The organism is Bacillus basilensis (assembly GCF_050630465.1).
In the GTDB taxonomy this organism is placed as follows: domain Bacteria; phylum Bacillota; class Bacilli; order Bacillales; family Bacillaceae_G; genus Bacillus_A; species Bacillus_A basilensis.
The window spans coordinates 26,491-37,600 of record NZ_JBNTQO010000030.1; the positions used below are offsets into that span (position 1 = coordinate 26,491).

General features: G+C 41.5%; 12 protein-coding genes and 1 pseudogene. 3 read left to right on the forward strand and 10 right to left on the reverse strand.

The genetic code is table 11. The features are described from left to right. Position 1 precedes the first annotated feature (1 nt). From moaE to moeA, 3 genes are read right to left on the reverse strand one after another with little or no spacing between them, the layout of a single operon-like run. Complete coding sequence (gene moaE / locus ACQVV1_RS28700) at positions 2 to 466, reverse strand: molybdopterin synthase catalytic subunit MoaE (RefSeq protein WP_242252431.1); 465 nt, start codon at positions 464 to 466, stop codon at positions 2 to 4. Further along, positions 463 to 978, reverse strand: a complete 516-nt coding sequence (mobB, locus tag ACQVV1_RS28705) for a molybdopterin-guanine dinucleotide biosynthesis protein B (RefSeq protein WP_242252430.1) — start codon at positions 976 to 978, stop codon at positions 463 to 465. Before mobB ends, moaE begins: the two co-directional genes overlap by 4 nt. Next, positions 948 to 2,237, reverse strand: a complete 1,290-nt coding sequence (gene moeA, locus ACQVV1_RS28710) for a molybdopterin molybdotransferase MoeA (protein ID WP_431169870.1) — start codon at positions 2,235 to 2,237, stop codon at positions 948 to 950. Before moeA ends, mobB begins: the two co-directional genes overlap by 31 nt. An 83-nt stretch (positions 2,238 to 2,320) precedes the next feature. On the opposite strand from moeA, the gene moaC reads away from it, so the two are divergent. Continuing rightward, the gene (gene moaC, locus ACQVV1_RS28715; RefSeq protein WP_063222427.1) at positions 2,321 to 2,806 is read left to right on the forward strand and encodes a cyclic pyranopterin monophosphate synthase MoaC; all 486 of its coding nucleotides are present in this window, start codon (positions 2,321 to 2,323) and stop codon (positions 2,804 to 2,806) included. Positions 2,807 to 2,844: 38 nt separating this feature from the next. Here moaC and ACQVV1_RS28720 read toward each other — a convergent pair whose 3' ends face one another. The 6 genes from ACQVV1_RS28720 to ACQVV1_RS28745 form a co-directional block, all read right to left on the reverse strand. Continuing rightward, a complete protein-coding gene (locus tag ACQVV1_RS28720; protein WP_199677844.1) occupies positions 2,845 to 3,858 on the reverse strand; it encodes a molybdopterin-synthase adenylyltransferase MoeB in 1,014 nt (337 codons plus the stop codon). A gap of 16 nt (positions 3,859 to 3,874) precedes the next feature. Further along, the gene (gene moaA / locus ACQVV1_RS28725; RefSeq protein ID WP_431169871.1) at positions 3,875 to 4,888 is read right to left on the reverse strand and encodes a GTP 3',8-cyclase MoaA; all 1,014 of its coding nucleotides are present in this window, start codon (positions 4,886 to 4,888) and stop codon (positions 3,875 to 3,877) included. A gap of 173 nt (positions 4,889 to 5,061) precedes the next feature. Continuing rightward, positions 5,062 to 7,926: a BclA-related collagen-like exosporium protein gene (locus ACQVV1_RS28730; protein WP_431169873.1), complete on the reverse strand. Its 2,865-nt coding sequence runs from the start codon at positions 7,924 to 7,926 to the stop codon at positions 5,062 to 5,064. Between the two features lie 119 nt (positions 7,927 to 8,045). Next, a complete protein-coding gene (locus ACQVV1_RS28735) occupies positions 8,046 to 8,369 on the reverse strand; it encodes a hypothetical protein (RefSeq protein ID WP_063222423.1) in 324 nt (107 codons plus the stop codon). Positions 8,370 to 8,389: 20 nt separating this feature from the next. Then, positions 8,390 to 8,614, reverse strand: a complete 225-nt coding sequence (locus tag ACQVV1_RS28740; RefSeq protein WP_000512464.1) for a spore germination protein — start codon at positions 8,612 to 8,614, stop codon at positions 8,390 to 8,392. Between the two features lie 78 nt (positions 8,615 to 8,692). After that, the gene (locus tag ACQVV1_RS28745) at positions 8,693 to 8,998 is read right to left on the reverse strand and encodes a rhodanese-like domain-containing protein (protein ID WP_063222422.1); all 306 of its coding nucleotides are present in this window, start codon (positions 8,996 to 8,998) and stop codon (positions 8,693 to 8,695) included. Between the two features lie 199 nt (positions 8,999 to 9,197). On the opposite strand from ACQVV1_RS28745, the gene ACQVV1_RS28750 reads away from it, so the two are divergent. Further along, the gene (locus tag ACQVV1_RS28750) at positions 9,198 to 9,380 is read left to right on the forward strand and encodes a hypothetical protein (RefSeq protein WP_063222421.1); all 183 of its coding nucleotides are present in this window, start codon (positions 9,198 to 9,200) and stop codon (positions 9,378 to 9,380) included. A gap of 49 nt (positions 9,381 to 9,429) precedes the next feature. Here the strand turns inward: ACQVV1_RS28750 and ACQVV1_RS28755 are convergent, their stop codons facing one another. Then, positions 9,430 to 10,554 carry a homoserine O-acetyltransferase family protein gene (locus ACQVV1_RS28755; protein ID WP_242252421.1) on the reverse strand — a complete coding sequence of 375 codons (1,125 nt, stop codon included), beginning with the start codon at positions 10,552 to 10,554 and terminating at the stop codon, positions 9,430 to 9,432. A gap of 152 nt (positions 10,555 to 10,706) precedes the next feature. Between ACQVV1_RS28755 and ACQVV1_RS28760 the strand changes: the two are divergent. Next, positions 10,707 to 11,110 (forward strand): annotated as a pseudogene (locus tag ACQVV1_RS28760) (spore germination protein); the annotation flags it as partial.

Here is an 11,110-nt window from a genome sequence, read left to right on the forward strand (position 1 = left end):
CTTATAGCTCCTTCCCAGGCTCTCCCGCCGGATATGGCGTTTTTTCTAATTGATCACCAATCCAAGAGTCACCATCTTCCCAAAATTCCTTTTTCCAAATTGGAACAATTTGTTTTATACGTTCCATAATATATTCATTCGCTTCATAGGCCGCTTTACGATGCGGTGTTGAAACAACAACAACAACCGCGATATCAGAAATTTGCAGTGTACCGATGCGATGTGTAATTGCAACGTATGTACCCGGCCATTTTTCTTTCACTTCTGAGCCAATTTTCTCTAGCATCTTTTCTGCCATCGTTTTATAAGCGACATATTCTAAGTATAATGTACGACGCCCTTTCGTAAACTCTCTAACCGTTCCAATAAATGTTGTAACAGCACCACATTCGCGGCGAATAACCTTATTCGCTACCTCTTCAATTGAAATTTCTGTATCAATTACTTCATAATACGTATGTGTCATTTCGAACTCCTTACCGTTTGTAAAAACCAGTCTATATACAACTCTTCTTCTGTTATATGAAATACTTTATATTCTTCTCGTAAGTTTGCCGGAGCATCATGCCACGTAATAACCGCTACTATATTTTCTACTTTATGTAAAAGTTCAACGTCTTCTTCAGAACGAAGTAACACCACTTTCGAATAGCTCTCTTTTTTATAGCCCTCAATTAAAATTGTATCCACTTCAAAAAACTCGTATAAGCGAATAATTTCTTGCAAGGACCATTCCTCTCTTAATGACGACAGTGAAAGTAATCCAGCGCCTTCTACACTACTTACGACAGCACCGGCCTTTCGATGCCTTTCACTATCTTTTTGCGCTACTTCTGGAAACCCTCCATGCCCGTGATGTTTAATTGTAGCAACTTTCATTTTCCGTTCAGCTAATCCATGCACAATTTTCTCTACAAGTGTTGTTTTCCCGCTATTTTGATACCCTACTATTTGTAAGATTGAAGGGGCTTTGCCCATGGCCAATCACTTCCCTCAGCGTGCTCTAGCAATAATACAGACACTTTCATCCCTGCCTCAAATCCTCTCGTTCCTCCAGGCAACACAATAAAAGCATTTGCATCCGCAAGTGAAGATACAGCACTCGATTTATCTAAACCGACCGACATCGCTTGTAATACCCCGTCCACGATTGCCACCTTTGCTCTTACAAAACGAGTAAACGGATTTGGCTTTGGAAAATCTTTTTGTAAAATAGCATCAGCTCTATATACGTGAGGCTCCTTCTCATACAAATATGTTTTTATAACCGGATGTACAAATAGCTCAAAGCCTACGTAGCAAGCTGATGGATTTCCTGATAAACCGAAAAGTAACTTTCCATCAACTTCAGCTACTGTCGTAACACTTCCTGGTCTCATTGCTATTTTATTAAAAAGTACATTCGCCTGTAATCTTTCATAAATAGCTGGCAAGTAGTCATAGTCTCCTACCGACACCCCGCCTGTCGTAATTAAAATATCAACCTCATTCATCGCCGATTGAACAGCTGTAAAACACGCCTCTAACTCGTCGGCAAGTTGGCCATAATAACGAACTTTCCCTCCAGCTTTCCTAATTTGAGCTGCAATCATATAAGAGTTACTATTCCTAATTTTCCCCGGCTGTAACGACTCATGTACTTCTAGTAATTCACTTCCTGTCGTGACAATCCCAACAACAGGCTGTTTTACAACCTTCACAGTACTATATCCAAACGTCGCTAATAAGGCGGCAACACCTGGATTGATTACAGCACCTTTCTTAACAAGAACTTGATTTTGTTTTATATCTTCTCCTTTAAATGACACATTGTCACCACTATTAAAAGGACGCTTTAACTTCATATATGTTTTTCCGTTCTGCTCAAAACCTTCCGTTAGTTCTAGCATTACGACTGCATTACAATCCGCTGGAATAGCTGCCCCAGTCATAATACGAACCGCTTTAAAAGACCCTACTTCATCTAAAAAAACAGATCCCGCTCCGATTTCTCCTATTACTTCAAATTCAACTGGATTTTCTTGCTTTGCTTCTTTCGTATCTTCTGCTCGAATTGCAAAACCATCGTAAGGAGAACGATTAAAATGAGGGACATCATGATCAGAGACAACATCCTCCCCAAGAATCCTCCCGTAACTTTCCGTAATAGAAACCTCTTCTACTTCACCATTCTTCGCATATTCCATTACCCTCTCTACTGCCTCAGCAACTTGAATTGGAATTCGTTTTTCTACCATCGTTTCTCACCTCATATTTGCAATTTTTTTTATCTCGATTAAACTTTATATATTAAATAGAAATTACTTCAAGGAGGAATTCCATGTCTTCATTTACACACTTTAATGACCAAGGACGCGCGAAGATGGTTGATATAAGCGACAAAAAAACAACCGTTCGAACAGCAATCGCATGCTCTAGCATTATCGTTACAAAAGAAATTTACGATAAAATCTCTCACAATGAAATTGGGAAAGGTGATGTATTAGCAGTTGCACAAATCGCAGGTATTATGGCTGCGAAACGCACTTCTGATATTATTCCAATGTGCCATCCTTTATTATTAAAAGGGGTTGACGTTTCTTTCGATTGGAAACAATCTGAAGAACAATATCGATTACTTATTGAAGTAAAAGTTAAAACAGAAGGTAGCACCGGTGTTGAAATGGAAGCTTTAACAGCTGCTTCCGCTACCGCTCTTACCGTGTACGATATGTGTAAAGCTGTTGATAAAGGTATGATTATTGGCGAAACGTACTTACTTGAAAAAACAGGTGGAAAAAGTGGAGATTATACGAGAAAGCCTTAATCTTCTCTCTGTTGAATCTAAAGGGTTTCCCTTTAGGTTCAACCTATATATCTTGCATATAAACGTTTTGCTACATTTATATCATTCGTCCCATGAATAAACGCCCTGCCATCTGTAAATAAAACAAAACGAAATTCCTCTACCGGAAATGATAATAAATACGGAGTAGCTTTTACATCCACACTTCTTTGTAAGCGCTTTTTAATTTCTTCTAAATTAAATTCATTCCGTACACCTGGACGGATTTGTACTGTATTTCGGCCACATAACACTTCTGTTTTCGTTTGTGCTTCAAATGTTAAACTCGGATATGTACGTAATCTTCCGCAAGATAAACACGTTTCTTTTTTCTGCCTATTCACTTTAAATGCCATCTGTTGATTATTCCAAAGATCAAACGATAGCATGGTTTCACGAAGTGCCCCGAAGTCTTCTACTAATATTTTCAGCGCTTCCGTTATTTGGTGCGCAACTACTAATTGCACTGCCGGCTGTATAATACCAGCCGTATCACATGTTGCCCCACTCGCCGGATGCTCCATTAAACAGCGAAAACACGGTGTTTTTCCTGGTAAAATTGTATACGTTACTCCGTAACTTCCGACACAACCACCATATATCCACGGAATATTATACTTTTGTGAAATATCATTAATAAGAAGACGCGTTTCAAAATTATCTGTCGCATCTAATATTAAATCTACATCATTCACTAACTCTTCCATTTCTTGCACCGTTACATCCGTTACAACCGGATTTATTTCCACCTCAGAATTAATTGCTTTTAAATGTTCTGCCGCTGCTACCGCCTTCGGTTTATACTGCTTTGCGTCTTCTTCTGTATATAATTGTTGTCTTTGTAAATTGCTCCATTCTACATAATCACGATCCGCAATTGTTATTTTTCCAACCCCTGCTCTAACAATCGCTTCTGCATTCGCTGCACCGAGAGCACCAGCACCAATAATAAGCACATGCTTCTCTCTAATTTTTCTCTGTCCTTCTTCTCCAACACCAGAAAATAATATTTGTCTTGAATATCGCTCCTGCATACGATATCCCCCTTTCTTATCCTCCTATATAAGACATTTCAATTTTCGGACGATTCTTCGCACTTTCTTCTGTCCGTTCATCCGAATACCTATCTTTTCTATTCATCCATACATCTTGTATAACGCTTATTAACTCATCATCCGAAAGATTCCCTCTAAGAAGTTCCCTTATATCGAGTCCTTCTGTCGCAAATAAGCAAGTATAAAACTTTCCATCTGCCGAAATTCTCGCTCTCGTACAAGAGGAACAAAATGACTCAGAAACAGAAGTAATAAAACCGACTTCGACGTTTGTTCCAACGTAACGATATCGCTTCGCAACTTCACCGAAATAATGTGCTTCAGCTGGCTCAAGCGGATACACGCTATGAATCATCTCAATTAACTCTCGCTTCGTAACGACTTGATCAAAATTCCATCCATTTGTACTACCAACATCCATGAACTCAATAAACCTAAGCGTGATTCCTTGCTCTTTAAAATATGCAGCCATTGGAAGCACTTGATGATCGTTCATCCCTTTTTTCACAACCATGTTTACCTTTACATCAAGACCGGCCTCTTTTGCAGCCATTATTCCCTTTATAACAGGTTTCGTATTGATATTCCGGCCATTAATATCCTTAAATATATCGTCATCTATTGCATCCAAACTAACATTTACTCTATGTAATCCAGCTTCTTTTAATGCTTTTGCTTGTTTCGTTAAATGAATCGCATTTGTCGTTAACCCTATATCTACTAATCCATCAATTTTCACGAGACGCGCAATAAGCTTTGTTAAATCTTTACGAAGTAGTGGCTCGCCACCAGTAAGTCTAATTTTTCGTACACCGATACTAACAAATAGTTTTGCTAAACGCTCAATTTCATCAAACGTCAGTAAAAACTCATCTTTCAAAAAAGCATAATTTGGCCCAAAAACTTCCGCTGGCATACAATATGTACATCTAAAATTGCAACGATCAATGACAGATATGCGCAAATCTTGAAGTGAGCGTCCAAAAAAATCTGTAACCATCTCCTGCATCGCCACCCTCCCTTTCTGCCAAATTTCTCTCTTTTCATTCTATTATAATATATTTTCGAACTGCGATGTTTTTGCTCAAGTGAATAAAGTGAAACTTTCCTAATCAATGAGACTACATACAAATAATGAGATAAAAAACCTTGAAGCATAAAAGCCCCAAGGTTTTCTTCTTATTAACTTAATCTAATAATCGTTAGAGTAGCTCCTGGCGTTGCCGTAGATAATGTAGCTATTGCAATTAATCCAAACAATTGCAGACTAATGGCAGCTCCAGCAGGCAAGCTAGTAATTATTGTTGCACTAAATGAACCAGTAGCCAAAGTCGGAGCGTTTATCGTTCCAGCAAGCGGACTACCATTTACAGTTATACGTGAACTTACGAGTAAAGAGGCTGTTAAATTTATTGTATAAGCTATATAGTAATTTCCTGCATTCGCAACTGTGAATACAGTATTCGTACCATTCACAGTGATTCCTGGACCAATATTTTGATTGTTCGGCAACGGTACATTCGTACCACCTAACAGAACAGAAATAGCACTTCCTGAAGTATTATTCGCAAATGCATATGTTGCAGTTGTACTAACTCCGGTTACACCCGTTGCTCCAGTCGCTCCGGTTGCTCCAGATCCAATTGGGCCGGTTGGACCTTGGATTCCTTGTGAACCGGTTGGACCCGTGTCCCCTGTTGTGCCTTGTGCACCCGTTGCTCCCGTTGCTCCGGTTAAACCTTGTGCACCCTGTATGCCCTGCGGACCTTGAATTCCTTGGGGACCTGTCGCTCCAGTCGCTCCCGTTGGACCTTGGATTCCTTGCACTCCTTGGGGACCTTGTACTCCGGTTGCTCCTGTATCCCCTGTTGGACCTTGGGGACCTTGTAACCCTTGCACTCCTTGGGGACCAGTTGGACCTATTTCGCCTTGAACGCCTTGAATTCCTGTTGGGCCTTGTGGACCGGTCGGACCCTGTATACCTTGTATCCCTTGAATCCCCTGTGGACCTTGTGCTCCGGTTGCTCCGGTTGCTCCTTGAATCCCTTGGGGACCTTGTTCCCCTTGGATTCCTTGGGGACCGGTTGGACCTTGGATTCCTTGTGGGCCTTGAATCCCTTGCGGACCTTGTTCTCCTGTTGCCCCCGTTACTCCTTGGATTCCTTGCGGACCTTGAACTCCTTGTGGGCCGGTTGGACCTATGTCACCTTGCACTCCTTGAATTCCTTGTGGGCCTTGCAACCCCGTAACTCCGGTTGCTCCCGTTTCTCCTGTCGCTCCTGTCACTCCAGTTGAGCCCGTCGCTCCGGTATCTCCTGTTACTCCTGTCGAACCGGTTGCTCCTGTCGGGCCAGGTGGTCCACCTGATGGACCTGTCACTCCCGTCGGACCTGATGGACCTGTTGGGCCAGTCGGTCCGGCGGGTCCTCCAGAAGGACCAGTTATCCCTGTTGGACCTGTTACTCCTGTTGGGCCTGTAGTTCCTTCCCCTGTCGCCCCTGTTATACCGGTATCTCCAGTTACTCCTGTTGGACCTTGGACTCCTTGAATTCCCTGCGGACCCTGGACTCCTTGCGCACCCGTCGGTCCTTGTATCCCTTGAATACCTTGAACTCCCTGTGCTCCCATTGGACCTGTTGGACCTATGTCACCTTGCACTCCTTGAACCCCTTGCGGACCCTCTGGACCTGTTGCTCCTATATTCCCTTGAACACCTTGAATTCCAGTTGCTCCTTGTGCTCCGGTTGCTCCTGTTACACCTTGAATCCCTTGTATTCCCTGTATTCCTTGCTGGCCTTCTGGTCCTGTCGCTCCTACCGGCCCTTGTATTCCCTGTATTCCTTGCTGGCCCTCTGGACCAGTTGCTCCAGCTGGTCCTGGCACTCCTTGTATTCCTTGCGGACCCTGAAGTCCTTCTGGCCCTTCTGGACCTGTTGGTCCTATCTCACCCATCGGACCTTGTATTCCTTGAACTCCTTGTGGTCCCGTTTCTCCTGATGGACCCCGTACTCCTTGGATTCCTTGTGGACCTTGATCTCCAGTCACTCCTGTTGCACCTTGAGGTCCTATAGCCCCCTGAATACCTTGTGGACCTTGATCTCCAGTTGCTCCCGTTACCCCTTGAATCCCCTGAACCCCTTGGATTCCTTGCTCACCAGTTACTCCCGTCGGGCCAGGAATACCTTGAATACCTTGTGGACCTTCTGGACCTGTTGGCCCAATTGGCCCTTGAACCCCTTGGATTCCTTGCAGTCCCTGTGCTCCTGTTTCTCCTGTACTTCCAGTCGGACCTGTATTTCCCGTTACTCCAGTTGCACCTGTACTTCCTGTTGTCCCTGTATTTCCTGTTGCTCCCGTCGCACCTGTACTCCCACTCGGTCCGCCCCCCGGACCTGTCGCACCAGTTGGCCCCGTTGGACCAGGAGGTCCTCCAGATGGACCTGTTATCCCTGTTGGACCTGTTATGCCAGTCGGACCAGTAATCCCCTGACCTGTCGCTCCGGTTGCTCCCGTATTTCCACTCAGTCCTTGTGAGCCTTGTATCCCTTGAGGTCCTTGTATTCCTTGCGAACCAGTTGCTCCTGGTATTCCTTGCACTCCTTGGATTCCTTGAGGTCCCTCAGGTCCAGTAGCTCCAATTGGCCCCTGTAATCCCTGTATCCCCTGTATACCTTGTGCCCCAGTCGCTCCGGTTGGACCAATCGGACCTTGTAACCCTTGCACCCCTTGAGGGCCTGTCGCTCCGGTTGCTCCTTCTGGTCCCCTCAATCCTTGTGGCCCCTGCTGTCCTTCTGGACCAGTTGCACCCATTTGTCCAACTGGTCCTTGAATCCCTTGGACACCTTGAGGACCTGTCGGACCCATCTCCCCCATCGTACCTTGCAATCCTCTTGGTCCTTGTGGGCCAGTCGGACCTTGTGGACCGGTTGGACCAGTAATCCCAATGCCAGTAAATCCCGTTGGAACAGGAGGAAAAGTAGGTCCAATAAGATTTGGTGAAATTCTGAAATTAGAGTTTAATGAATTTTGTTTATCGCGCTCTTTCACACTTCCACCACCTACACACCATCTTTTTTACATGAAACAAACCTCTTCTTAATATGTATTTATAAAAACAATCTCAAAGACTATTTTTATTTCAAATAAATAAAAACCCCCTTAATTTCTTAAGGGAGTCCTGCAGTTGAATCCATATTATCTGTATTCGGAACAGCTTGCGCTATACCCGATGTATTTACACTTTGCCCCATATTTGTTCCTGGTACAGTACCAGCAGGAGTACCCCTTGTATATGTTGTCGTCACAGAATCTCCCGGCTGTAAACAAAGCTTCGTCTCCGTCCCTATTACTGTAACAACGTCGATCCAAGTGCACCCCATCGAACCACTATACGATTTCGTAGCAGTAAATGAAGTATCGCTCAAATTATCACCGGTAAATATATTTCCAGTGTTATTCACAATAACAAACTCTTTTATATGAGCAGGCATAATCACACTCTACCTTTCCTCTATGAACCTAATGTACGTGTACTCGTTGCTAATGGCGGAAGAAACACTGATGTTCTAATCACTGCTTCTGACTGTCTTTTCCCATTTAAAAAAATAGCCGCACTCGACCCTCCAGCACCTGCATATACCTTTGCTACAGCTAAAGGTGAGATATCATAACAGTCACCAACATTAACAGCCCCTGTATTATTTATAATTTTTACTTTCCGCAAGTTAATCCCCATTTATCTATCCCCCTTTTGTACACTGTATGCAAAAGAAAAAAACTTGAAACAGACTCGTTTCAAGTTTTTAACTATTAACTATTTCGTTTCACCTTCATATTGAAGCATACCGCCCACCATGTTCACTGTTTTAAAGCCTTGCTCATTTAAATAATGACATACATTTTCACTACGCATTCCCGAACGGCAAATAAAGATATATTCATTCTCTTTATCAAAAAAATCTACTCTATTTGGGATATCGCCCATTTTAATATGTACAGCTTCTGGAATCTTTCCTGCCGCAACTTCTTCATCTTCCCTCACGTCTACTAAAAATAACGTTTCTCCATTTTCTAAACGCTCTTGCACTTCTTCTGTAGTAATTGTTTTAACTTCTGTCATATGTCGTTCCTCCTTATATACAATAAAACCTTTAGTTTCTTCTTTAAATAATCATTCCTCATCAATTTTAGCATGCGAAAGAAAGAACGCAAAGAACTGAGAATTTATTTCTCAATTTTCTCGCAAAACTTATTCTTTACAAACATAACTCTTGCATTGTATCCTCAATATACTTGTTTTATGAAAGGAGCCAATGAAAATGACACTTTTTCTTTTCATTATGGGCATCATTTTCTTAATCATTGCAATTATTGCTCTTAGTATGAAAAATAATAAAAAGATAAAATCACCACAAGAAATGTCATTCTTATTTCTATTACTCAGTATCGCATTCTTCGGTATAGCAATTGCCACATATATTTTCCGCCTACAAATCATGTAAAAAAAGGTGCCTACTACATACATTGCACCTTTTTCACATCATTTATTTTCTACGCAAAACTAGATACTTTCCGATTTAAAAACTCATGCAATTTCTTTTCAAATAAATGAATATCAAATGCTCCCGCCATATGCCCATTTATACTTTCTATCTCATACACTTCCGCATATTTCCCCTGTTTTTGCAAAATGTCTACCATTTTATAATTATAACGTGACGGCTGAAGCAAATCTTGTTTACACGGAATCATAAGTACATTTGCTTCTATATTAGAAAGAGCCTCTTCTAATGAAGAAAATCCATGCGCAATATCATGTAATAAAACTGCCTTCGCAGTGTACATCCACGAATTTGCATCTACTAACTCTATACTTCTATATGTCAGTTTGTTTATCTCTTTCTCAAATGTTGTTAATGCAGAAAACTCTTGATAAGGCGCCATTTCTATACTATTACGCGAGAATGCCGTTTCATAAAAATTCTCATCAAATGCGTTCATGAACATCATTCTATTTGCTAAATGAAGCCCCTTCATTGGCTGCTCTTCTCCATATTTTCCGCCCTTCCAACTTGGATCCAGTTGAATAGCCTCAATTGCATTTTGTGCTACATTTACTGACGTAATAATTGGATTTTGCGGATTCGTAATAACACCAATCATCCGCTCTACCATATGAGGATAGTGAATAGCCCATTGCTGCGCAATCATTCCACCAGCTGACGGTCCCGTTACAGCATATAACCTTGGGATTCCCATATCTTTTATTAACTCGTATTGCATACGAGCTACATCAAGAAATGTAAAAACCGGAAAATCCATTGCATATTCATCTCCAGTTTTCGGATTAATCGATTTCGGTCCTGTCGTAATCACATATGGGTTCTTCACCTGTACATTACAAAGATTATCAGTGCATATAACATAGTATTTATTTGTATCAATTGCTTTTCCCGGACCAATTAAACCATCCCACCAGCCAGATTCCTCATCATGCGCTGTATATTTACCTGCCGCGTGACTAGTTGCACTAAAATAATGACAAACCAAAATCGCATTTGACCTTTCTCTATTTAAAGTACCATACGTTTCATATCCCATTTGAACAGGAATTGCCCTACCGTTTTCAAATGTAAACTCCTTTAAAACAAACTTCTCTTTTTTTACAAATTGCACAGACTCGCCCTCTTCCCGTCATAGTATGTACTGCTTACTAAAGGATTTTTTCTATGCAAACTAATCTCCTCCTTCTTTTCATAAATAAATGAATAATATACAAAATTAGCCACAAAATAGCACTATATTACACAATCAAAGAGGGCATACATATGATTTGGAATTGGCTACGTAAGAAGAAAAAATCAAATACAACAGAGAAAAACGAAACAGGTAACTCGGAGCAACAACCTAGTAATCAAGAGGATGATAACAAAGAACAGACTAGAAGTATGAAACATAATAAAGATAGCAATGACGAGCAACAAAAAGAGGAAAACAAAGAATCTTCCCAGGATAAACAAGGTGACTCGACTCAAGATCAACAGCAACACTCTAAACAAAACAACTCGGATCAGGATCAGCAACAAGATTCTAAACAAGACGAATCTTCTCAAGGGCAACAGCAACATTCTAAGCAAGACGAACCGGCTCAAGATCAACAGCAACACTCTAAACAAAACAACTCGGATCAGGATCAGCAACAAGATTCTAAACAAGACGAATCTTCTCAAGG

Coding starts and splice junctions, on each gene's coding strand:
- ACQVV1_RS28735 (WP_063222423.1), bottom strand. CDS start 8,369: ATGCCTGCTCATATAAAAGAGTTTGTTATTGTGAATAACACTGGAAAT.
- ACQVV1_RS28745 (WP_063222422.1), bottom strand. CDS start 8,998: ATGACAGAAGTTAAAACAATTACTACAGAAGAAGTGCAAGAGCGTTTA.
- ACQVV1_RS28740 (WP_000512464.1), bottom strand. CDS start 8,614: ATGGGGATTAACTTGCGGAAAGTAAAAATTATAAATAATACAGGGGCT.
- moaA (WP_431169871.1), bottom strand. CDS start 4,888: ATGCAGGAGATGGTTACAGATTTTTTTGGACGCTCACTTCAAGATTTG.
- moaE (WP_242252431.1), bottom strand. CDS start 466: ATGACACATACGTATTATGAAGTAATTGATACAGAAATTTCAATTGAA.
- mobB (WP_242252430.1), bottom strand. CDS start 978: ATGGGCAAAGCCCCTTCAATCTTACAAATAGTAGGGTATCAAAATAGC.
- ACQVV1_RS28750 (WP_063222421.1), top strand. CDS start 9,198: ATGACACTTTTTCTTTTCATTATGGGCATCATTTTCTTAATCATTGCA.
- ACQVV1_RS28720 (WP_199677844.1), bottom strand. CDS start 3,858: ATGCAGGAGCGATATTCAAGACAAATATTATTTTCTGGTGTTGGAGAA.
- moaC (WP_063222427.1), top strand. CDS start 2,321: ATGTCTTCATTTACACACTTTAATGACCAAGGACGCGCGAAGATGGTT.
- moeA (WP_431169870.1), bottom strand. CDS start 2,237: ATGGTAGAAAAACGAATTCCAATTCAAGTTGCTGAGGCAGTAGAGAGG.